20 protein-coding genes and 2 pseudogenes are annotated in these 20,980 nt (G+C 69.0%); 7 read left to right on the forward strand and 15 right to left on the reverse strand.

Annotation, left to right across the window (positions count from 1 at the left end; translation table 11 throughout):
- Positions 1 to 15 precede the first annotated feature (15 nt).
- The gene (locus FHX80_RS28760; RefSeq protein WP_145766860.1) at positions 16 to 2,031 is read right to left on the reverse strand and encodes an NADPH-dependent 2,4-dienoyl-CoA reductase; all 2,016 of its coding nucleotides are present in this window, start codon (positions 2,029 to 2,031) and stop codon (positions 16 to 18) included.
- 411 nt (positions 2,032 to 2,442) lie between these two features.
- Between FHX80_RS28760 and FHX80_RS28765 the strand changes: the two genes are divergently transcribed.
- Complete coding sequence (locus FHX80_RS28765; protein ID WP_425281696.1) at positions 2,443 to 2,700, forward strand: hypothetical protein; 258 nt, start codon at positions 2,443 to 2,445, stop codon at positions 2,698 to 2,700.
- Positions 2,701 to 3,192: 492 nt separating this feature from the next.
- Here FHX80_RS28765 and FHX80_RS28770 read toward each other — a convergent pair whose 3' ends face one another.
- The 7 genes and pseudogenes from FHX80_RS28770 to FHX80_RS28800 all read right to left on the reverse strand — a co-directional run bounded on the left by FHX80_RS28770 (position 3,193) and on the right by FHX80_RS28800 (position 9,961).
- A complete protein-coding gene (locus FHX80_RS28770; RefSeq protein WP_145766861.1) occupies positions 3,193 to 5,319 on the reverse strand; it encodes a phosphocholine-specific phospholipase C in 2,127 nt (708 codons plus the stop codon).
- Positions 5,320 to 5,358: 39 nt separating this feature from the next.
- Positions 5,359 to 5,502: a hypothetical protein gene (locus FHX80_RS34890; protein WP_167523683.1), complete on the reverse strand. Its 144-nt coding sequence runs from the start codon at positions 5,500 to 5,502 to the stop codon at positions 5,359 to 5,361.
- Between the two features lie 107 nt (positions 5,503 to 5,609).
- A pseudogene (locus FHX80_RS28775) lies at positions 5,610 to 5,923 on the reverse strand (transposase); the annotation flags it as partial.
- Positions 5,924 to 6,306: 383 nt separating this feature from the next.
- On the reverse strand, positions 6,307 to 7,311 hold the full coding sequence (locus FHX80_RS28785; protein WP_208764753.1) for a DUF4184 family protein: 1,005 nt from the start codon (positions 7,309 to 7,311) through the stop codon (positions 6,307 to 6,309).
- Between the two features lie 216 nt (positions 7,312 to 7,527).
- Positions 7,528 to 8,415, reverse strand: coding sequence for a hypothetical protein (locus tag FHX80_RS28790; RefSeq protein WP_145766862.1), 888 nt, complete (start codon positions 8,413 to 8,415; stop codon positions 7,528 to 7,530).
- Positions 8,412 to 8,747 (reverse strand): PadR family transcriptional regulator, encoded by a 336-nt coding sequence (locus FHX80_RS28795; protein WP_145766863.1) that lies wholly within the window; start codon positions 8,745 to 8,747, stop codon positions 8,412 to 8,414. The genes FHX80_RS28790 and FHX80_RS28795 overlap by 4 nt, the downstream gene beginning before the upstream one ends.
- A 440-nt stretch (positions 8,748 to 9,187) precedes the next feature.
- Entirely contained in the window at positions 9,188 to 9,961 is a 774-nt protein-coding gene (locus FHX80_RS28800; RefSeq protein ID WP_145766864.1) for an SDR family oxidoreductase, read from the reverse strand.
- 186 nt (positions 9,962 to 10,147) lie between these two features.
- Between FHX80_RS28800 and FHX80_RS28805 the strand changes: the two genes are divergently transcribed.
- The 3 genes and pseudogenes from FHX80_RS28805 (at position 10,148) to FHX80_RS28810 (ending at position 11,562) form a co-directional block, all read left to right on the forward strand.
- On the forward strand, positions 10,148 to 11,029 hold the full coding sequence (locus FHX80_RS28805; protein ID WP_145766865.1) for a helix-turn-helix domain-containing protein: 882 nt from the start codon (positions 10,148 to 10,150) through the stop codon (positions 11,027 to 11,029).
- Positions 11,030 to 11,054: 25 nt separating this feature from the next.
- Positions 11,055 to 11,144, forward strand: a pseudogene (locus tag FHX80_RS36870) (alcohol dehydrogenase catalytic domain-containing protein); the annotation flags it as partial.
- A 199-nt stretch (positions 11,145 to 11,343) separates the two neighbouring features.
- On the forward strand, positions 11,344 to 11,562 hold the full coding sequence (locus FHX80_RS28810) for a hypothetical protein (RefSeq protein ID WP_375888360.1): 219 nt from the start codon (positions 11,344 to 11,346) through the stop codon (positions 11,560 to 11,562).
- A 52-nt stretch (positions 11,563 to 11,614) separates the two neighbouring features.
- Here the strand turns inward: FHX80_RS28810 and FHX80_RS28815 are convergent, their stop codons facing one another.
- The 4 genes from FHX80_RS28815 to FHX80_RS28830 form a co-directional block, all read right to left on the reverse strand.
- Positions 11,615 to 13,843, reverse strand: coding sequence for a xanthine dehydrogenase family protein molybdopterin-binding subunit (locus FHX80_RS28815; protein ID WP_145766866.1), 2,229 nt, complete (start codon positions 13,841 to 13,843; stop codon positions 11,615 to 11,617).
- Positions 13,844 to 13,852: 9 nt separating this feature from the next.
- Positions 13,853 to 14,836, reverse strand: coding sequence for an FAD binding domain-containing protein (locus FHX80_RS28820; protein WP_145766867.1), 984 nt, complete (start codon positions 14,834 to 14,836; stop codon positions 13,853 to 13,855).
- Positions 14,833 to 15,402 (reverse strand): 2Fe-2S iron-sulfur cluster-binding protein, encoded by a 570-nt coding sequence (locus FHX80_RS28825; protein ID WP_425281697.1) that lies wholly within the window; start codon positions 15,400 to 15,402, stop codon positions 14,833 to 14,835. The genes FHX80_RS28820 and FHX80_RS28825 overlap by 4 nt, the downstream gene beginning before the upstream one ends.
- Positions 15,403 to 16,150: 748 nt before the next feature.
- Positions 16,151 to 16,357: a hypothetical protein gene (locus FHX80_RS28830; RefSeq protein WP_244318488.1), complete on the reverse strand. Its 207-nt coding sequence runs from the start codon at positions 16,355 to 16,357 to the stop codon at positions 16,151 to 16,153.
- 503 nt (positions 16,358 to 16,860) lie between these two features.
- Between FHX80_RS28830 and panD the strand changes: the two genes are divergently transcribed.
- The 3 genes from panD (at position 16,861) to FHX80_RS28850 (ending at position 19,156) form a co-directional block, all read left to right on the forward strand.
- A complete protein-coding gene (panD, locus tag FHX80_RS28835) occupies positions 16,861 to 17,286 on the forward strand; it encodes an aspartate 1-decarboxylase (protein WP_145766868.1) in 426 nt (141 codons plus the stop codon).
- Between the two features lie 701 nt (positions 17,287 to 17,987).
- Positions 17,988 to 18,620 (forward strand): class I SAM-dependent methyltransferase, encoded by a 633-nt coding sequence (locus tag FHX80_RS28845; protein ID WP_145766869.1) that lies wholly within the window; start codon positions 17,988 to 17,990, stop codon positions 18,618 to 18,620.
- A 104-nt stretch (positions 18,621 to 18,724) separates the two neighbouring features.
- Complete coding sequence (locus FHX80_RS28850) at positions 18,725 to 19,156, forward strand: transposase (protein ID WP_244318650.1); 432 nt, start codon at positions 18,725 to 18,727, stop codon at positions 19,154 to 19,156.
- Here FHX80_RS28850 and FHX80_RS28855 read toward each other — a convergent pair.
- From FHX80_RS28855 to FHX80_RS28865, 3 genes are all read right to left on the reverse strand, one after another.
- A complete protein-coding gene (locus tag FHX80_RS28855; protein ID WP_145766870.1) occupies positions 19,153 to 19,398 on the reverse strand; it encodes a hypothetical protein in 246 nt (81 codons plus the stop codon). The two genes, FHX80_RS28850 and FHX80_RS28855, sit on opposite strands and share 4 nt — an antisense overlap.
- Before the next feature lie 453 nt (positions 19,399 to 19,851).
- Positions 19,852 to 20,472 carry a dihydrofolate reductase family protein gene (locus FHX80_RS28860; protein WP_145766871.1) on the reverse strand — a complete coding sequence of 207 codons (621 nt, stop codon included), beginning with the start codon at positions 20,470 to 20,472 and terminating at the stop codon, positions 19,852 to 19,854.
- Positions 20,472 to 20,978, reverse strand: coding sequence for an SRPBCC family protein (locus tag FHX80_RS28865; protein WP_145766872.1), 507 nt, complete (start codon positions 20,976 to 20,978; stop codon positions 20,472 to 20,474). The genes FHX80_RS28860 and FHX80_RS28865 overlap by 1 nt, the downstream gene beginning before the upstream one ends.
- Positions 20,979 to 20,980: the final 2 nt, after the last annotated feature.

A 20,980-nucleotide genomic window follows, 5' to 3' on the forward strand; every position in this document is an offset into this window, starting at 1 on the left:
TCGTAGGGCGTTCGGTCAGAGTGCGGCGGCGAGTTCAGTGCCCTGGCGGATCGCCCTCTTGGCGTCCAGCTCGGCCGCGAGGTCCGCGCCGCCGATCAGATGCGCGGGGCGGCCCGCGGCGAGCAGTTCCTCGTACAGGTCCCGTCGGGGTTCCTGACCCGCGCAGAGCACCACCGTGTCGACCGGCAGCAGATGCTGCTCGCCGTCGATGGTGACGTGCAGCCCGTCGTCGTCGATCCGGTCGTAGACCACGCCCGCCAGCATGGTGACGCCGCGGTGCCGGAGTTCGGTGCGGTGGATCCACCCCGTCGTCCTGCCGAGACCCGCGCCGACCTTACTCGCCCTGCGCTGGAGCAGATGGACCGTGCGCGGCGACTTCGGGCGCTCGGCGGTGCCCAGTCCGCCCCGCTCCCGGTACTCGGTGTCGACACCCCACTGCCGGAAGAACGCCTCGGGATCCAGGCTCGCCCCGTCCCCGCCGTCGGTCAGGAACTCGGCCACGTCGAAACCGATCCCGCCCGCCCCGACGAGGGCGACCCGGTCGCCCACCGGCGCCCCGTGGCGCAGGACGTCGAGGTAGCTGACCACACTGGGATGGTCGACGCCCGGAATCGCGGGGGTGCGGGGCGTGACCCCGGTAGCCAGGACGATCTCGTCGAAGCCGTCGAGCTGCCGGGCGATGACCGGTGTGCCGAGCCGGAGCTCGACCTTCTCCTCCGCCAGACGGGTGCGGAAGTAGCGCAGCGTCTCGTTGAACTCCTCCTTGCCGGGCACCCGGCGCGCCACATTGAGCTGCCCGCCGATCTCGTCGGCGGCGTCGAAGAGCGTCACCGCGTGGCCTCGCTCGGCCGCCGTCACCGCGCAGGCGAGCCCCGCGGGACCGGCGCCGACGACAGCGACCCGCTTGCGGGTCCTGGTCGGTGACAGCGTGAGTTCCGTCTCGTGGCAGGCCCGCGGATTGACCAGACATGAGGTGACCTGGCCGCTGAAGATGTGATCCAGGCAGGCCTGGTTGCAGCCGATGCAGGTGTTGATGGCATCCGCGCGGCCCTCACTCGCCTTCACGACGAAGTCCGGGTCGGCGAGGAAAGGCCGCGCCATCGACACCATGTCCGCGCGGCCTGCCGCCAGGATCTCCTCGGCGACCTCCGGGGTATTGATCCGGTTGCTCGTCACCAGCGGTACGGAGACGGCGCCGCGCACCTTCTCGGTGACCCAGGTGAAGGCGCCGCGAGGCACCGACGTCGCGATGGTGGGGATCCGCGCCTCGTGCCAGCCGATGCCGGTGTTGATGATCGTCGCCCCGGCCGCCTCGATCTCCCGGGCGAGCCGCACGACCTCCTCCAGCGACGACCCGCCGGGCACCAGGTCCAGCATCGAGAGCCGGTAGATCAGAATGAAGTCGCTGCCGACCCGCTCACGGACCCGGCGCACGATCTCGACGGGGAAGCGGATGCGGTTCTCGAACGAGCCACCCCAGCGGTCGTCACGGTGATTGGTGGCCGCGGCGATGAACTCATTGATCAAGTAGCCCTCGGAGCCCATGATCTCGACGCCGTCGTACCCCGCGAGCTGCGCCAGCGCGGCCGCCGTGACGAAGTCCTCGATGGTCGACTCGACCTCGTCGTCGCTGAGCGCGTGCGGGGTGAACGCGCTGATCGGAGCCTGGACCGCGCTCGGTGCCACCAGGCCGGGGTGATGCGCGTAACGCCCGAAATGCAGTATCTGCATGGCGATCCGGCCGCCGGCCGCGTGTACGGCCGAGGTGACCTGCGCGTGCTGCGCCGCCTCCGCCTCGGTGGTCATCTTGGCGCCGCCGGGGAACGTGCAGCCGCGTTCGTTCGGGGCGATGCCGCCGGTGACCATGAGGCCCACGCCGCCGCGGGCGCGGGCGGCGTAGAACGCGGCCATGCGCTCGAAACCGTGCTCGACCTCCTCCAGACCGATGTGCATCGATCCCATCAGGACCCGGTTCGGGAGGGTGGTGAACCCGAGGTCGAGCGGGCTCAGGAGATGCGGGTACGGGCTCATGGGGCGGCTCCTCGCGCAGTGTCGTTGAGCCAGTTCTAGACCACCGAAACGTCATTGTGCAACAAGTTGCACAATGACGTGCGTCGCACTGTGTCACGAGTCACCCGCCGACCGGCCGTGCCTGGACGGCGAGTGACTCGTGACCCTCCAGGGTGCGGCGGCGCGAACGGCGGATGCGTACTTCCGTGGATGCGTACTTCCATGGCGCGGCTGGCGCGAAAGCGGCGACGCACGGCCCGGGGGGCGCCGCAGGTCCCCGGTCCGCACGTGAAGTGACGGCCGGATCGCGATGTCTGCCCTCGGCAGGTAGCTGCCACCGCAGCGCCCCGCAGGCCCTGGAGTGGCGGTCTCACTTCCCTCGGCACCGCGCTTTCCAGCGCGCGTCCCGAGGAAGGCGGTCTCGCCTCCGGTATGGTCAACACCAGCTATCAGGTCGGCTCGGCCCTCGGCCTCGCCGCGATGACCGCCGTGTCCTCCGCCTACGGAGCGAAGGAACTCGGTAATCCCGTCGCCCTGACCGACGGCTTCTCGGCCGCTTTCGTGGGCGCCGCCGCCATCGCTGCGGCCGGTGCGGTCATCGCTTGGCTCACGCTCCGCACCAACCCCGCCCCGGCACCCGCCGCGCCGGACGCGCTTCCGCTCGACACCGGTCGCGACCGCTTCGGTTAACCCGCGTACAGGGACGAGCGGCACGTTGGACCGGAGCGAACCTCCCGCGTCAGTACTGTGAGGAATTTTTTGCTCGGCAGCATCTCGTCCTGGAGCACCAGATGGTGAGTTGCGTAGATGGATGCCGACTCCATGCCGCGGTGGCTGTCCACATGGCAGCCGGCGGGCAGTCAGGAACTGGATCGATGACGATCCGCCGAGCCAGTTCGCACCATCGCAGCGCAGGTCTTCCGCAAGCGCAAGATGCTTGGGTCCCCGTGCCGTAGCAGGGAGGCCACCGGCTCTACGGTGTCACCGCGTCCGTGGCCGACGAAGCCCATCAGTGGTGGTGTCCGTAGGTCTCCTTCCACGTCGCGGTGGCGTCTTGCTTGCCGGATCTCCGGCCCACCTCTCGATCAGTTCAGTCATGATCAAGGAAACGCCGACCGCGCCGCGGCGGTTCCGGTGGGCGCCGAACTCCCGTACGTAATACCGGGCGCGCCGGGCGGCCCGTCAGCCGGAGACGCTCGCCCGGCCGTTCTCGATGTGCCCCATCAGCCGTCGCCGGAAGGCATCGTCCCCGTTGACGGTGACGGACAGGTCGTACCAGCCGTGTGCGTCGGCCGCCGAGTGCACGACCGTACGGCTGCGTCCCGGCTTGACCTTGACGGCCCTGGTCCAGTCCCGCAGGTCGGCCGCCTCGACGTAGCCCAGCGGCCGTACGGCGAAGGTGAGCGTCGTCCGCCCCGTGTTGTGCAGGGTGAGATGCAGATCCCGCTCATGTGCGTCAATCCGCGAGGCGACCTCGGCCCCGGCAGAAGCGCTGTCCTTCGCGGGCCCGGCGAACTCGCGCCGGAAGCCGTTCGGGCCTGTCACCGTGAACCGGTACGCCGCACCGGTAAGGGGCACCGTCCATTGCGCCGTGCCCCTTACATCCCGGTGCTGCGGTACGGGGAACTCCCCCGCGTACGGATACAGCGCGAAGTGCGCGGAGGAACGCCCCGTGTTGCTCAGGGCCACCTGCACCGCCCCGTCCACCAGCTTCGCCTGGGCGTCCGGCTGGTACGGCAGCGCGCGGGCCGGGCGGACCCCGGACTCCTGTACGGGCATGTGCTGCACGAGCGGCGGTTCCGGCGCCCAGCGCCCGCTGAACGGCGTGATGGCACCGGGCTGCTCGACCTTGGGCCGGCGCCGCGCCCGCTCGAAGTCGAAGGCCGAGGTCAGATCGCCGGTGGCGGTGCGCCGCCAGTCGCTGATGTTCGGTTCCTTCACGCCGGTCCAGCGCTCCAGGAAGCGGATCACAGAGGTGTGGTCGAAGACCTCGGAGCAGACGTAGCCGCCCACGGTCCACGGCGACACGACGAGCAGCGGCACCCGGATCCCGAGACCGGTGGGCTTGCCCTCCCACTGCTCCTCGGCCACCTCGGGCGGTGCGATCGGCGGCGGCACGTGGTCGAAGAAGCCGTCGTTCTCGTCGTAGTTGATGAGGACGGCGGTGTGCCGCCACACATCGGGGTGCTTGCCCAGCGCGTCCAGGACCTTGTAGACGATCGTCGCGCTGTGGATCGGCGAGGAGACGCTCGGGTGCTCGGAGTCGACGGCCGACGGCACCAGATAGGAGACCTCGGGCAGCGTGCCCGCCGCCACGTCCTTGGCGAACTCATCGGCCAGCTTTCCGGTCTCCACCCGGCGCAACGCACGCTCGAAGAGGCTGCGCTCAGCCTTGTCCAGGGTGGCGACACCCTCTTCGAGCAGACCGAACAGCCGCTCCCGCTCCGTGGCGTCCGCGTCCCGTACCGCCGAGTAGAACGACTCCATGTATGTATGGCCGCCGCTCTTCGACAGCGCCTTGCGGGCGATCGCCTTGAAGGCGGCGAAGAACTCGATCTGGTTGTCGGTGAAGTTCTCCCACTCGGTGTACGTACGCCAGCTGCGCCCGGCTTTCTCCAGCCGCTCCGCGTACGTGCCCCAGTCGTACCCCGGGTGCGTGTCCTCGTTGTACGCGTCGTTCCCGACGGCCCGCTTGCCGTTCGCCTCGTTGCCCGTCTTCCCGCTCCACAGGTGGTTGCGGTTGGGGCTGGTCGAGGTGTGGATGGAGGAGTGGTAGGCGTCGCAGACCGTGAAGGTGTCGGCCAGTTCGTAGTGCAGCGGGATGTCGCGGCGGTCGTAGTACGCCATGGTGGCGGCCGTCTTCGCAGTCACCCAGCCGTTCATCCACCCCCCGGCCCATGCCGTCCCGCCACCGCTCCAGGAGTGGTCGAGCGCGCCGATGTACTGGAGGTCCTTCTTCTGCGTCTCGGCAGCGCCCCGCACCGGGAACGGCAGCACGGACGTGCCCAGCAGAGCGGGCTGCTCGAAGACCGGCTTGCCGGAGGGCAGCTCGACGGCGTTGCGGTCGCCGAAGCCGCGCACTCCCCGGAGCATCCCGAAGTAATGGTCGAAGGAACGGTTCTCCTGCATCAGGATCACCACATGCTTGATGGCTCCGAGCCCGTCACCGCCACCGGACCCCGCCGCATGTGCCGGCTGCGCGGCAATCGCGACCTGCAGCGACGGCGGAAGCAGCGACCCCGCAGTCGCGACGCCGAGTGCACCGCCGCCGAGCGCGAAGAGCCGGCGCCGTGAAATGTCCGTGGTCAAGCGAGCCTCCCGAGTCGTGTCGTTCAGCCCGGAAACTAATCAAGCCAGGTGGCGCAGGGAAGGATTCCGTACGGCTCGGTGGTGAACGTCCAACAGGTCGGCCGGGAAGGTCCAACCGCGCCCCGCACTGGTCGCGTGGGTCTCGTAGACGAGCTGGATCGATGTCATCGCCCTGCTGTTCATGGTCAGGCCGCCTTGAGAGGACGTCCGCCCCAGCGGATGCCCTTCTCGCTGCGGATGCGGGCACGCCCTTGCGCGGCCTGCACGCCGCCATCATCCGCGCCCGCAAGATTCGGTCCGGTCAGATACCCCCTTCCGCTGCCCGGACACTCACAGAGTCGATCGCACTCCGGGACCAACCCAGCTCGCCTCGGAGCCCGAGTTCGTCGAGGACGACACGATGGAGCCGGGCCCGCACACGGTCCCGGCTCCATCGTGCGAAACGGCGGTAGACCGTCGGCCGGGCGGGACCGACCACCGGTGGCAACTGCCGCCAGGTGCAGCCGGAGGTGGCCACGAAGATGATCGCGGCCAAGACGTCGCGGTCACCTGCCCGCCGCCGGCCCCCGCCCTGCGGACGCTTCATCTCCGTCGGCGGCACCACCCGCCGAAATCAGCACTCTTTCCTCCAGGGCTCGCCGGGGCGCGAAGCCGCCCGTCTTACCCGTCGCCGCGATCGACGACCCGGCGCTGCCGGAGGCGCTGGCCGAGCTGGCGGCGGCGCGGGCGGGCGAGATGGACGGCTGGACACGTCACCGTCTCCGCCACAGCGCCCTGACACACGACGCCGAGGGCGGCACCTCCACCCCCACATGCTGCTCGCACGCTCCCGCCACGCCTCCGTCCGCTCCCTGGAACGGTACGTACGCCCGCCCCGGCGTCGACGCGGTCGCCCGGCACGTCGCGCAGCGCGATCCCGCTGCCCGTCGCCGGGGTTGAACCAGGCACCTTGGCGGTCAGGGCGCGGAAAGCGTCTGCCGAGCGCCGTCACTTCCCGTCCTGAGTCGGTTGCGGCGAAGTGGCGGGGCCGGACACCGTCGCTGGCCGGCGCGAGGCAGCGCCGATCTGCCAGGTGGCGGAGTACAGCAGCAGTGCGACCGTGAACGACGCGCCCGCTCTCTTGGCGGCCCCGGTCAACACGCCTTCGGCGAGGGTCCCCCACGGAGCTCGAACCGTCTGGGAGGGATAGGTGGTCTCGCTCGCGCCGTCGCCCAGGTCGACGGTAGTCGGTTGGCTGTAGTCCACTTCGGTCACATAGCGGTAGGCGTTGAAGTCGTTACGGGTGTTGACGGCGCCGCCCAGCACGGGTGCCGCAACCAGCAGAGTGACCACGCTCCACCGTATGACCGGACTCAGGCGGGCAACGGTGTCGGTGCCGCCGTGGGTGCGCAGACGGCCTCGGCGCCGCCAAAGATGCCGGCCGACGGCCGCCAGGCCGAAGGCGGTGCTCGCGTACTGCAGCAGCCGGGCGACCGTCAAGCCTCCCAGGGCCGAGGCGCGCAGCGGCTGCACGTGGGTGACCAGGAAGCCGTGGGTGAAGGAGTCCCACGCGAGGTGGGAGGCGATACCGATCAGGGCGGAGACCAGTAGCCATATGGTGTGGCGGACCTTGGCCGGCATGCCGGTTGTCCGCTCGGGTTCCGGAAGGCGGAGGCCGGACGGGAGCAGTGCTGTGATCGGCGCGCGCAGCATCCGGTAGGCGGCGACCAGAGCGATGGCAAGGGGCAGATTGACCACCAGGCCCGCACTGAGCGAGTGGGTCTCCGTGGCGTTGAGGAGCGGCCCGTACCAGTCCTGGGGGCTGGTCTCGGACACGCCGAGGACGTCCAGGAAGTACGGGACGTCGGGTGCCACGGCACCCGCGACCAGAGACGCCGGAACGAAGGGCCGGCGCATCAGCGGCAGCACTGCTGCGGGGTGGGACACGGTGAACGGCAACTGGATGATCTTCTCTGCTCGGAAGGGACGGGCGGAGGTCACTGCATGCCGCACCGCGCGCTCTTTCGCTGGGGCTACGAGATCGCACGGCTGGCCCAGACAGCACTCACGGATGGAACACCGGAGAGAGTATTCATCTCAACGGACTATCGCAAGGTGCGCGGGTCACGGTGTGCTGCCAGCGTGAGGAAGCCGCCAGGCAAGACACATGGCGGCACGGCAAAGCCGGCCGCCCGTTGGCGGGCGGCCCGCCGGAAAGTAAAGGCGGGGTCAGCTTCGGCGGCGCACCGCCTGGAAGAACGCCGTGAGCGCGGCCACGACCGGCAGCAGGAGAAGGGTGCCGAGGACGGGCCAGGGATCGCCCCAGACAGTCGCGTAGGAGTAGGCGACCAGCGGCGGAGAGGCCACGGCCATCGCGCCCATCTCAAGCAGACCTGAGGAACGCGCGCGGAGGGCGAGGACGGCCCCCGTGAAGGCGAGGACCAGCATCGGCCAGGCGCCGTAGTCCGTGGTCACACCGAAGGCCCCCGTGTAGGCCCCTGTATTCACGACGGCGACGGGAAACCACCCCGCGGCAGCCATGGCGCCGGTCGCCGCCGACAGTCGCCTGTCACCGCGTCGATCCGGAGGGCAGGCGAGGACGACGGCGACGGTCAGCAACGCCGCGACCGGAGTGATGGCCCCCTCGTCGTACACGCGTGCGCCGGCGGCCCACTGCACGGCCGTCCCCAGCAGCCCGCACACGGCCACCCCCGCACCCGGCCCCCACCGGCCGGTCAAGGCGATGACCGCGCCGACGCACACCAGCAGTGAGAGCAGCATGTGCAGGCTCCACGCACCATCCACGGTGGAGAGCTGTACCTGTACCGGGGCCGGCGAGAGAACAAGCCCTGCGTACCAGCGCGTCAGGCGCAACCCACCGTCCACCGCACCAGCCGCCAGCGCGAACGGGGCAGCCAGGGCGAAGAAACGCCCCGCAGGCGACGCCGAGTCAAGCCCCAGCCGAACCCGCAGGGCGTGCGCGGCCAGGTCGGCATCCGCACGCAGCCGGGCCGGACGCGGCATGTCCGCCGTCATCTCCCGGTGCACATCGACGATTTCCTGCCCGTAAGCAGCCCGGTACGCAGCCGGATACAGACGGACGAGGGGATCGCTCACGCAGGCGCCGCCGCGCCGTCGGCCAGACGCCGCCTGACCTCCCGGACGGTCGCGGCCAGCCGCTCCGCCTCGGCCTCCAGCCGCTCCCGCCCGGCAGGAGCGAGAGAGAAGACACGACGAGCCCGGCCGTCCACCACCTCCTCACGCTCCACCTGGATCAAACCCTCCGCCAGCAGCCTGTCCAGCGCCCCGTAGAGCGCCCCGGTACGCGGCGTGACGCGGCCGTCGGTGATGGTCTTGACCTCCTGGGCGATGGCGTACCCGTGCCGAGGGGCATTCGCCAGCGCCGTCAGCAGCAGCAGAGCCAGCTCCTGCATTCCTCGTTCGCTCATACCAACAGAGTATTCCGCCCAACAGACCTTCGGTGGGCCGGAGCCGCAGCGGTCTCGTCCTCGCGGGTGCGTGGGCCGGGCACCGTCGCCGACCGGGCTGTCAGGTCCAGGCCGAGACGACTGTGCCTGTCGAGCTCGAACCGGCCGTACAGAGATCTACGGCCGGTTCGAGCTCGACGTGCGCAGCCGCCTCGATCTGGATCTGTCCATCCGGGCGACAGCGCTCGGCCCACGCGCCCCGCAGGGTGATGTAGCTGGAGTGGCCCCGGCATGACCCCCGAGCAGGTCTGGTTCGGTGGAGAATCAGCCTGACCACGGAGGTCCGCAGCTATCCGCCCTGGCGCCGAGTGCCGTCCGCCCCGGTTGCTGTGTTGTGCCGTCGCGAACACCGGACTTCGTCCTGTGGCAGACCGGGGTCCGCGATGAGGTGGGGCCGCAGGTCAGCTTGTTTGGCCGGTGGGCATGATGGTGACCTGCTGGAGGTTCACCCGCGGAGGCAGGGTGGCGATGAATCCGATGGTCTGGGCGATGTCCTGCGGGGTGAGCCAGTCCATGGTCTCCTTCGATCCGTCGAGCCATTCGAGTGCGCCGGTGTCGGTGACGTGGTTCTGGAGTTCGGTGCCGACGATGCCGGGCTCGATCGCGGCGACCCGGACGTGCTTCGGCCCGAGTTCGGTCCGCAGGTGCCGGGACAGGTGGGTGACATATGCCTTGGTGCCTGAGTAAACGGCGAAGTTCGGGAAGATGTTCTGCGCGGCGATCGAGGCCGTATTGATCAGGTCGGCCGCGCCGCGTTCGCCGGCGTTCTTGACCAGCTGCGGAACGAACGCGCCGATGACGTTCATCAGCCCGCTGATATTCAGGTCGATCTGGTGCTGCCACTGGCCGATGCGCAGCTCCTCGATCGGGGCCGGGAGCATGATTCCGGCGTTGTTGAACAGCAGGTCCGCGCCGCCGAGCTCGGCTTCCACCCGGTCGGCGGCAGCCTGTACGGCTGCGGCGTCGGTGACGTCGGCGGTGATCGCCAGCGCGCTCCCGCCGTTCTTCTCGATGCGGGCGACCAGGTCCTGCAGCCGCTCCGCGCGGCGGGCGAGGACGACGACCGTCGCGCCCAGTGAGGCCAGGTGCTCGGCGGATGCCTCGCCGATACCGCTGGAGGCACCGGTGATCACGGCGACCCGGTCGTCGAGGGGCTGGACAGGTGCAGTAGCCATGGAAACGTACCTTCCGGAAACGAGAGGGCTTCGGGACAGGGAGCACGGCCTGGTGGCCGTGCTCCCTCATCCAGGACACCACTGCGTCACCCACTCGCAGGGCGCCGAAGCGGCTCTGGCGAGGCAGGTACCGCCAGGACCACCCAGCCGGTCCGCGGCCGCGGACGCCGGGGCCAGACTGGGGGCATGGATCGCAGCAGCGAGATCTCCGACTTCCTGCGCACCCGCCGGGCCCGGATCACCCCCAACGAGGCCGGGCTGCCCAGCGACGGGCGAGCGCGCCGGGTCCCGGGACTGCGCCGTGAGGAAGCGGCCCGTCTGGCCGGGGTGAGCACCGAGTACTACACGCGCCTCGAACAGGGCCGCGCCTCCAACCCCTCACCCGAAGTCCTCGCCGCGCTCGCCGACGCGCTGCGGCTGGATGCAGCCGAGCGCGAGCACCTCTGCGACCTCCTCGCCCGGCCCTCGGCCGCCCGCCGGACCGCGACGAGCCCACAGCGCGTACGGCCCGGACTCCACCTGACACTCCAGGCCCTCGACCACCGGCCGGCCTTCATCCTCGGGCGGCGCACCGACGTCCTGGCCTCCAACCACCTCGCCCGCGCCGTCCTCACCGACTTCGACGCCCTGCCGGCCACCCAGCGCAACCTCGCCCGCTACTACCTTCTGGATCCCCAGGCCCGCGAACGCACCGGCGACTGGGATCGCATCGCGGCGGAGACCGTCGCCATCCTGCGCCTGGAAGCCGGCCGGTACCCCCATGACCGCCGGCTCACCGACCTCGTGGGCGAGCTGACCGTGCGCTCGCCCGAGTTCAGCACCTGGTGGAACGACCACCGGGTCCTGCGACGCACCCACGGCGCCAAGCACTACCACCACCCTCTCGTCGGCGACCTGCACTTCTCCTACGAATGCCTCCAGCCTCCTGGCGACGCGGATCAGACCCTCTGCCTCTACAACGCCGAACCCGACTCACCCACCGCCCGGTCACTGCAGATACTGGCCGGCTGGAACACTCCCTCAGCCCCCGCACCGCCCCTGCAGAAGCCCCGGCAGGAACGCCCATAAGGGTGCCCACTTCTACCAGCCCGTCTTCCCCTCCGGCCTGGGCTACGAGGCCGCCGGTGTCGTCGAGGCCATCGGCCCGGACGTCTCCGGCTTAACCGCCGGGGACACCATCGGAGTCGTCCCGGCCTTCCTGCAGACCGACTACGGCACCTACGGCGACCACGTCCTGGGCCCCGCCGCCACCGTCCACCGCCCCGTCTCCGTCGCCCCCGAGCAGGCCGCAGCGGTGTGGATGGCCTACCTCACCGCCTACGGCGCGTTCGTCGAGAACATCAGGAGCGCATCAGGGACGGCCTGGACCGCTGCAAGGTTCACTGGAGGCCGACCAGGCCCGAGCAGTCGTGACGACCGCCACCTCGATGGCCGGCGCCCTGTGGCAGATGGCCGCCCCCGGCACCCAGCTGCGCGCCTTCTACGAGAGCGACCCCGAACTGTCCCACTCCGTCGTCGATGTCGAACCCCGCCTGACCGACATCCTGACCGCGCTGCTCACCGACTACGCCGTCGGCTCGAGCCGGCTCACCGAGAACTGAGGAACCCCCGTGCCACGCCATGACCCCCCGGACCGGCACCGTTGTCACGGATTCAATCGTCCATCAGTGGTAGACAGGGCAGCACCTTCTCGATGGTGATGGGGAAGTCGCGCACGCGCGCGCCGGTGGCGTTGAACACCGCGTTCGCGACCGACGCACCAGCCCCGCAGATGCCCAGCTCGCCGACGCCCTTCGCGCCCAGGACGTTGGCCTTGTCGTCGTACCCGTCAAGAACGACTGCGTCGACGTCGGGGACGTCGGCGTGGACCGGCACCAGGTATTGCGCGAAGTCCCGGTTGACGAAGGCGCCGGATCGCAGGTCGACCACGGCCTCTTCTTCGAGGGCCGCGCCGGCTCCCCAGATCATGCCGCCGATCAGCTGCGAGCGGGCCGTCTTGGCGTTGAGCACGCGGCCCACCGAGAACACGCCGAGCATCCGCCGCAGACGGATCTCGGCGGTGTCCGCGTCGACCCCCACTTCAGCGAAATGGGCCCCGTAGGTGTTGATCGAGTAGTCCGTGTAGTTCGGATCGTCGCCCATGAAGCGGGTATCGCCTTCCGCCTCGACACCTTCCGGATGGTTGCGTGCGACGATCTCGCGCAGCGCCTCGCACGCGCCGCCGATAGCCACGTTGCCGTCGGAGAACACGGCGTCCGCCGGGTCCAGGCCGTGCAGCGGGGAGCGCGTGTCGTCGCACGCCGCATCCAGGAGCTGCTCACGCAGGGCCATACACGCACCATGCACCGCAGTGCTTGAGCCGGCGGCGCCCCACGAGCCGCCGGACCCCCAGCTGGTGGGAAAATCGGAACGCCCGAGCTCGGTCCGCACCCGATCGGGCGGCAGCCCGAGCCCGTCGGCCGCGACCTGGGTCAGGACGGTGTACGTGCCCGTACCGAGATCGGTCATGTCTGTCTGGACGACGGCGGTGCCGTCGGCCTCCAACCGCACCCGCGCCGCTGTCGGCCCTTGGAAGTGCCCGCGGATGGCGGCCGACATGCCGTAGCCGACCAACCACCGCCCGTCGCGCACACTCGCCGGGGCGGCCGGGCGGTGCTCCCAGCCGAACAGGCGCGCGCCTTCGCGCAGACACTCGACCAGGTGCCGGTCGCTGTACGGCACGTCTCGCTCGGGATCGACGGTGGGCTCGTTGAGGATCCGCAGCTCGACCGGGTCCATCCCGAGTGCATGGGCCAGCTCGTCCATCGCCGACTCGACCGCCAGCATGCCCGGCGCTTCGCCCGGCGCGCGTACGTCCGTCCCGGGCGGCAGATCGAGCGGCGCCAGCCGGTGGCTGGTCAACCGGTGGGGCGCGGCGTAGAGGCTGCGGGTCGTGGCGGCGGTCTGCTCGGCGTACTCCACGTCGGGGTTGGTGTGCATGGTGACGTCATGGGCGATCGCGGTCAGCCGTCCGTCCTGGTCCGCGCCCAGTCGAACCCGCTGGCTGGATGTGGGGCGGTTGCCGACGAGCTGGAAGATCTGCTGCCTGGTCATCGTGACCTTGACCGGTTGGCGCAACTCGCGAGCGGCGAGCGCCGCCAGGATCGTCTCGGAATGGATGCCCAGCTTGGAACCGAATCCCCCGCCGACGAAGGGGGTGACGATGTGAACCCGCTCCGGGTCGATCCGAAGCGTGCCGGCGACCGAGGCCCGCGCCGCGTCGACGATCTGGCAGCTGACGTAGACGACCAGGTCCTCGTCGCGCGGTTCCACCAGACACGCGTGCGGTTCCATCGGCATCGAGAGCTCGAACGGCGTCGTGTACTGCTGGTCGACCTTGACCTCCGCGCTGTCGAACCCGGCATCGAAATCGCCGACCGCTGTGTCGGTGGGGAGACCGGCGTTGACCACTTTCGGGATGTACACCTCGTCTTCCTGCTCGGCAAAGTTGAAACGTCCCCGCCCGCCGCTGTATTCGACTTCGACCAGATCGGCCGCCGCTCGGGCCTGTTCGAGGGTCGTGGCGACGACGAGTGCCACCGGCTCGCCGTAATAGTGGATGTCGGGGCCGGTCAGCACCGGCTGGGCGCGCCAGTATTCGAACGGAATGGACTCATCACGGACACCCTGCGCGGGGGCATTGTGATAGGTCATCACCATCTTTACGCCGGGTGCGCGTTCGGCGCTCTCGGTGTCGATCCGGGTGATGCGGCCTTTGCCGATCGTCGCGCCGGCGACGAATCCGTAGAGAGGTTGGCCGGCCCCCCACTGCTCGTAGGCGTATGTGGCCCGGCCGGCGACCTTCAACGGGCCGTCGACGCGGTTCAGAGCTTGCCCGATCATCTCGTCTCCTCAGCTCGCCTGAGCCGCTTGCGCCAGCGTGCGGCACAGCGTGCGCCTGGCCAGCTCGATCTTGAAGTCGTTGTGCCCCTGCCCCACGGCGTCGCGCATCGCGGCCTCGGCGGCGGCGCGATAGGTGACCATCGTGGCGGGACGGCCGGTCAACGCGTCCTCCGCCTCGATGGACCGCCAGGGCTTGTGCGCCACACCGCCGAAAGCCACTCGCGCCTCACTGATCGCTCCTTGATCGGTCGAGACGACAGCCGCGACGGAGACCAGCGCGAACTCGTACGACGCCCGGTCTCGCACCTTGCGGTAGATCTGCCGGCCCGACGGGGGCGGGGGAAGGAGCACGCTCGTGATCATCTCGCGAGGACCCAGCTCGGTCTCGATGTGCGGCGTATCGCCCGGCAGCCGGTAGAAGTCTGCGATGGCGACGCGGCGTACCGACCCGTCGGCGTCGAGCAGCTCGATCTCCGCCTCCAGCGCGGTCAACGCGACGGCCATGTCCGAGGGGTGGGTGGCGATGCAGGAGTCGCTGACGCCGAGGAGGGCGTGCATCCGGTTGAACCCGCTGATCGCCGAGCATCCGGAACCGGGATCCCGTTTGTTGCAGCCCGCAGCCGTGTCGTAGAAGTAGGGGCAGCGAGTGCGCTGCAGCAGATTTCCCCCGGTGGACGCCTTGTTGCGCAGCTGGCCCGAGGCACCGGCCACCAGCGCCTCCGTCAGCACCGGGTAGCGGGTACGCACTCGGGCATCGGCGGCCACATCGGAATTTGCCGCCTGGGCCCCGATACGCAGTCCGCCGTCGGGGAGCTCTTCGATGTCCCGCAACGGAAGCCGACTGATGTCGACCAGATGGCTGGGTTTCTCGATGTCGAGCTTCATCAGGTCGAGCAGGTTGGTGCCGCCGCTGATGAACTTCGCGCCGGTTCTGGACACCGCAGCGACGGCGGCCTGTGCGTCGGTTACTCGCTCGTACGTGAAGGATCTCATTCCGGGCGGCCCACCGCGATGCCACGGATGGCCGCGACGATGTTGGGATAGGCGGCGCACCGACAGATGTTGCCGCTCATCCGCTCGCGGATCTCCTCATCGGTCAACGTGATCCGCAGCGAGGTCACATCAGCGGTGGCGTGGCTGGGCCAGCCCGCCTCCACCTCGGCGAGCATGCCGACAGCCGAACAGATCTGGCCGGGAGTGCAGTAGCCACATTGGAAGCCGTCATGCTCGACGAAGGCACGTTGCATGGGGTGCAGACCATCGGGATCGCCCAGGCCTTCGATCGTCACGATCTCATCGTCCTCATGCATCACGGCGAGCGTCAAACAAGAGTTGACGCGGCGGCCGTTGATCAGCACCGTGCAGGCGCCGCACTGCCCGTGATCACACCCCTTCTTGGTCCCGCTCAGGCGCAGGTGCTCGCGCAGCGCGTCGAGCAGCGAGGTCCGTGGATCCACCTCAAGCCGTCGCACCTGATCGTTGATGTTCAACTCGATCGCCGAGAGTTGGGCCATCTCGCCCTGGCTCCGCCCAGCGGCGCCCGTATCCGAATCACTCACCACAGCCCTCCTTCCTCGCTGGGTGCGGGTGTCACCCTGGGTACGCGTCGCCACTGTGGGGCGCGCTCCTCCTCAAGGTCTCGCAAAAACCGATGGGCCGCTCGCCGAAAGGTGCTCAACCGTGCCCGCCTTACCCGGCCGGGCGTTTCTGCGTGGCAGCCCGGCGCGCATCCCGCGCAGCCACCCCGCGAACCGGCGCCGGGCGGCGAAGATGTTCTTGAATCAGCCGGGTGGACATGTGCGGTGGAGACTGACCACGCTCGATGAGCCGGCTTTCGGATCCGCGATCCGCTTCACAGTGAAGCGGAGAGTCGACAGTGGCGGCGGGACCCGCGCACCTGGGTCAGTCGGGCCCAGACAGGGGAGCGTGGTTCGTGGGGCAGCTGTGGAGGGCGAGGCAGCCCCGATTCCGTCCCCTTCCCCGAAGCGGGCGGAATCGCCGCCCCTCACGGTGAGCGGCTGACAGCGTGCAGGTCGGACGGCAGCGGAAGCCAACGAGCTCGCACAGTCCCGCCCAAAACCCTGTCGGTCAGATGGTCGTACAGTCCCGGACGCGTGAAATCACTGCCCTCTGTCCCACTCGTCCAGCTTCGGGTTCGCCAGTGTCCACAGGAACGGGGCTGAGGCAGGGGCCTCAAGCGCTGGTCCCCCTGACGTGCAGCCGGGATGCACGCGCCTACGGATGAGAAGTCGCGTGGTGAATTTCTGTACCGACGGCCCGTGCGTAGGGCCTCATGGCGTCCCGGCATCACGCCTCGGCCCTTTGGGTGATGGCTGCCTCGGTGCGGTCTCCCAGGAACTCGTACCACCGGCGTTCCAGGCAGACGTAGCGCACGTCCGCTTCGACGAGGCTGAGGAAAGCCGTCACGGTCTCGGTGAGACGTTGCTGCAGCCCCGGGTCGGTCAACGTTCCGTCCTCGGCGAAGGCCTGGTAGCTATTGGCCAGGCTGAACATGTCCGGGTAGACGCGTGCCCAGGTGTTCCAGGGGAATCCTCAGGGTCCACAGCCCTACGGGGGTGACGGGTGCTGAGTTGATCCGGCAGCTGCGTCGTCCCGCTGGTGATCGCCGACGGGAGGTCACCGAGTACGCCCCCGACAGCTTCCTTGAGGTGGGATACGAGGGGCCTGGGCCAGCTGGCCCATGGTGGCGCGTGGCCCGACTTCCGGTCGAGTGCCTACGCTCCTGAGTGCCGTCCAGACCGTCCATGTGACGGTGATCACGAACGCCCTTCGGGCGGTGCTGCGTAGGCTTGGGCCGTCGCCACGGTGGGGTCGCGAGAGTGGGCGAAGGCTCTCCCCCGGTCGCCTGGCGATGCGTCAGGAAAGTGAGCAAGTGGTGAGCATCAGTCCTCAAAAACCTGGGGAAAGCTGACCGAACTTGCGACTCGTTGTAGGGTAGGGAAACAGCACTTGACCTGCAAAAACGCAGGCAGGAAGCCTAGCCTGGGAATAGCTCCATGATGCGTACTATGTTCAAGTCCAAAATCCACCGGGCCACCGTGACCCAGGCCGACCTGCACTACGTCGGTTCCGTCACGGTCGACGCCGAGCTGATGGAGGCCGCGGATCTGCTGCCCGGTGAGCTCGTGCACATCGTGGACATCGACAACGGCGCCCGGCTGGAGACGTACGTCATCGAGGGTGAACGCGGCTCCGGAGTCATCGGGATCAACGGCGCGGCCGCTCACCTCGTGCACCCCGGCGACCTGGTCATCCTGATCAGCTACGCACAGGTCGACGACGCCGAGGCGCGCACCCTGGTCCCGCGTGTCGTCCACGTCGACGCGGGGAACCGGATCGTCGCGCTCGGCGCCGACACCTCCGCACCCGTGCCGGGCACCGACACCGCACGCAGCCCGCACGCCGTGCCCGCGGGGCGCTGAAGCGGCCGGCCCACCGAGGAAGCACCCGCTGTGGCGGACCGGGCCGGACTGGCCGGGCTCGAACGGCATCGCCGGGTTTTTCCGTCGGCCTTCGCTGCGTAGGACCAGGGCGGGGTCCAGCGGCGGAGTTCGTCCGCGATCTCCTTGGGGGATGTCTGGATGCGCTGTTCGACAGCCCGTTGATGGATATCGATCTGCCGGGCAGGGAGCGGATGTCGGCCTCGTGGATGGCGGTGGTGGCGCCGATCCGGGCCAACAGGATGCGCGGGCGGCGAGGCGTCGTACCTGTTCAGCCCAGCCCTGTTGTCTGTCGCGCATGATGCCGGTAGCGCCCTGTCCATCACGAGTCGCTGCACGGCCCGCCCGGAGGCGGCCAGGCCGGCCACCTCCGGGTCCGCATGTGTGCGGTAGCGAGGTACGAAGCCGTGGTCGTTGGCCGGTCGTGGCCGAGCATTTTCGGTACCTTCCACAGCGACCTGCCGCGCTCATAGTTGTGTGTCGCGCAAGCATGTCTTGTGTTCAAAGGCTGTGTGCGGATGACCTCGTATGGCCATTGAGCAAGTCCGCTGTCGGAACTGCGTTCGCGACGGTGACAGCGGCGCGTGTTGTATTCCAGCCCCGCTGGCGTGACGCGGTTCACTGTCTGGGTCTTGGTGGTGGAACCGCCGGGCCGTGCGCGTCTGTTGTGGCAGGGTCGGACCATGCCCTTTGATCACAACGACCACTATCACCGTCTGCTGTTGCGCCAGGTGCGGCGGAATTGCGGTGCGGCCCTGGACGTCGGCTGTGGGACCGGCCGGTTCGCTCGTCGGCTCGCTCGCCTGGGCATGGAGGTCGATGCGATCGACCCGTCGGAGGAGGCCATTGCGGAGGCCCGCGTGCTGTCGGGGCGGATAGCCGGTGATGGCAGCCCACGCTTCCAGCGCACGAACGTCACCGAAGTCGAACTGCCCAAGAATCACTACGACTTCATCTCGTGCCTCGCCAGCATCCATCACATGCCGTTCGACACCGTCGCCGCACTGCGTGACGCACTCGCGCCCGGCGGCGTCCTCGTTATCTTGGGCTGCTATCCGGAGAAGACCCGGATCGACTGGGCTTGGAGCCTGGTGGCCGTGCCTGTGAACGCTGTCGCGCGGCTGACCGTCGCTTTGATGGAAAGGCTTCGCCCTGCCGCCGCTTCCATCGGCCCAGACCGGGTGAAAGCGCCGGTGAGCCAGCCGACTGTTCCCCTGCTGCAGATCCGTCGGGAGGCCGCGGTCCTGCTGCCTGGATGCAGCATCCGCAGGCTCCTCTTCTGGCGTTATCTGCTCGTCTTTCGCAACAGCGACTGACGGGACCGCCTGGGCGCGCCGCGGAAGGCGATCTTGGTCGTGAGTGATCATCTGCTGTGGGGCGTGGTGATCTGACGAACGATCAGTGGGCCCGGCGGCAGTTGATGGACGGCATACGGTGGCGGCCCAGGACCAGGACCGGTGCACCGTGGCGCGATGTGCCGGAGAGGTACGGCCTGTGGGACCGGGCCTACGGCCTGTTCCGGCGCCGGCAGCGCGATGGCGCCTGGAGGCGAGTCTTCGAGCAGATGCAGGCCGAGGCCGACGCGAAGGGCCTGATTACGTGGGACGTCAGCGTGGACTCCACCATCGCCCGGGCTCACCAGCAGGCCGCCGGGGCGCGTAAAAGGAGCATTACAGAAGGAGTCTCCCGGCGGCGTCGACGCCGAACCCGACGACCACGGCCTCGGACGCCCGCGCGGCGGGCTGACCACCAAACTGCACCTGGCGGTCGAGCAGCGGTAAAAGCCGCTGTCGCCGCTCGTCATCGCAGGCAAGCGGCACGACAGCCCGCTGTGGCAGTGACGGTGCTCTAACAAAACTTCGGAACCCACGGCATCGCCTCACGCCATCCCTGGCGATCGTGCGTCCAGTTGATCATCACTCTGGCGATCGGCTCTGGACCGGTCATCTCATGCGGTTTTGGGTCGAGCCTTTCAAGAATCACGAACCGATGACGCAGGTTCATATCAGCCAGCAGGTCGTGCAGGGCGTCCCCGGTCGGATCGTCCACGGCAGGCTCGCCATCTTCGATTGCCCGCAGCACCGGTTTCGCCATGCCCGCGAATGTACTGGCCTACCAGGATTCAGCCGCCCACCAGTGCACTTTCACCACACGCCCTGGTGGTCACGCCCGGACGAAGGCCGTCACTCTCCCCGTCCGGACGCCTATGCGTATGGCCCCGTCAGGGCGTGGCGGTGACCTGCCCCGGCGACCAGCCGTCGTTCTCGGTGGCGTCGATCACCAGCCAGATCTGCACCGATGTTGGCCAGCTCGATCGCCGCCTCGTAGCGAGCCACGAACTTGCTTCGTCGCCGTTCTCGTTGCTGCGAAGTTCGTCGTAGCCGGGGATGACTGCCCGCGGACAGCAGGCCGGACACCGTGTCGGCGTACAGGGCCGGCTCCCCGCCCTCATGGGTGAGCACGTATCGCCATCCGCCGTCGCCACCAGGGCGAGCCGGGCGTTCGCGGGCAGCTGACCTCGGCGGGAGAGCGCCGAGGTCGGGACAGTTACCGCTCCCGGACGGTGTAGGTCAGGTGCGTCACCCTTGGGGAGGGCTCCGTGCGGACCGGCTCCAGGGCCACGCGGGCCGCGTCCACGCCCTCGAACAGGCGGATTCCGGAGCCGAACAGCACGGGTGACAGCGCGATCGAGAACTCGTCGACCAGGCCCGCGTTCACGTACTCCAAGATCGTCGCGCCGCCGCCCGCGATGCGGACGTCACGGTCGCCGGCAGCCTCGCGGGCCTGGTCGAGCGCGGTCTCGATGCCGTCGTTGACGAAGTGGAAGGTGGTCCCGCCGGGCCGCTCCCAGGGGTCACGCCTCTCGTGCGTCACGACGAACACCGGCGTGTGGAACGGCGCCTCCTCCGGCCACATCTTCTCGCCGGCGTCGAACATGCGCTTACCCATCACGCTCGCGCCGGTGCGCTCGAAGGTCTCCCGCGCGATGTCGTTGTCGCGGCCTTCCTCGCCGCCCTCGCCAAGCTTCAGGTTCTCCCGGAAGAACCGCAGCGGGAAGATCCACTGCTGCAGTTCCATCCACTGCTTCCCCATCAAGTCCTCGGAGGACTCGGGCGCGATGAACCCGTCCAGCGACATTGACACGCTGAAGAACACTTTCCCGGCCATCAGCTCTCAGCTCCCTTCCGAACGATCTCGGTGACGTAGGCCGCCAGGTTGCTCAGGGTCTGCCGGCCGCTCTCGATCGCGTGGTACTTCTCGACCGCCTCGTCGCGCAGCTCCTTGGTGGGGAACAGCGCGCGCATCTCGATCCGGGTCGTCGCGCCGTCGGGCGCGAACGTGAGGACCGACTCGAAGGCGTTCGGGTCACCGCGGGACTCGCCGTGGAGCAATGCGATCCGCTCCGGCGGGGCGATCTCGGTCCAGGAGATCCACTCCTGGTAGTCCGTCCCATCCGGTCCGTGCATCACGAAGTCCCACTCCCCGCCGACGCGGAACTCGAACGCCCGCGTGGTGGTGGTGAACCCCTCCGGTCCCCACCACCGTGACAGGTGCCGCACCTCGGTGAACGCCTCGAACACCAGCTCCCGTGGGGCGCTGATGGCCCGGGAGATCACGATTTCACGGTCGGCCGTCGCTGACTGCGCCGGCGTCTCCCGTCCTGTCGCTGCCATCG

Source organism: Streptomyces brevispora, assembly GCF_007829885.1.
GTDB classification, from domain to species: domain Bacteria; phylum Actinomycetota; class Actinomycetes; order Streptomycetales; family Streptomycetaceae; genus Streptomyces; species Streptomyces brevispora.

Coding starts and splice junctions, on each gene's coding strand:
- FHX80_RS28850 (WP_244318650.1), top strand. CDS start 18,725: ATGGACGGCATACGGTGGCGGCCCAGGACCAGGACCGGTGCACCGTGG.
- FHX80_RS34890 (WP_167523683.1), bottom strand. CDS start 5,502: ATGAACAGCAGGGCGATGACATCGATCCAGCTCGTCTACGAGACCCAC.
- FHX80_RS28820 (WP_145766867.1), bottom strand. CDS start 14,836: ATGAGATCCTTCACGTACGAGCGAGTAACCGACGCACAGGCCGCCGTC.
- FHX80_RS28865 (WP_145766872.1), bottom strand. CDS start 20,978: ATGGCAGCGACAGGACGGGAGACGCCGGCGCAGTCAGCGACGGCCGAC.
- FHX80_RS28860 (WP_145766871.1), bottom strand. CDS start 20,472: ATGGCCGGGAAAGTGTTCTTCAGCGTGTCAATGTCGCTGGACGGGTTC.
- FHX80_RS28815 (WP_145766866.1), bottom strand. CDS start 13,843: ATGATCGGGCAAGCTCTGAACCGCGTCGACGGCCCGTTGAAGGTCGCC.
- panD (WP_145766868.1), top strand. CDS start 16,861: ATGATGCGTACTATGTTCAAGTCCAAAATCCACCGGGCCACCGTGACC.
- FHX80_RS28765 (WP_425281696.1), top strand. CDS start 2,443: ATGGTCAACACCAGCTATCAGGTCGGCTCGGCCCTCGGCCTCGCCGCG.
- FHX80_RS28805 (WP_145766865.1), top strand. CDS start 10,148: ATGGATCGCAGCAGCGAGATCTCCGACTTCCTGCGCACCCGCCGGGCC.
- FHX80_RS28855 (WP_145766870.1), bottom strand. CDS start 19,398: ATGGCGAAACCGGTGCTGCGGGCAATCGAAGATGGCGAGCCTGCCGTG.
- FHX80_RS28760 (WP_145766860.1), bottom strand. CDS start 2,031: ATGAGCCCGTACCCGCATCTCCTGAGCCCGCTCGACCTCGGGTTCACC.
- FHX80_RS28845 (WP_145766869.1), top strand. CDS start 17,988: ATGCCCTTTGATCACAACGACCACTATCACCGTCTGCTGTTGCGCCAG.
- FHX80_RS28795 (WP_145766863.1), bottom strand. CDS start 8,747: ATGAGCGAACGAGGAATGCAGGAGCTGGCTCTGCTGCTGCTGACGGCG.
- FHX80_RS28830 (WP_244318488.1), bottom strand. CDS start 16,357: ATGTTCAGCCTGGCCAATAGCTACCAGGCCTTCGCCGAGGACGGAACG.
- FHX80_RS28800 (WP_145766864.1), bottom strand. CDS start 9,961: ATGGCTACTGCACCTGTCCAGCCCCTCGACGACCGGGTCGCCGTGATC.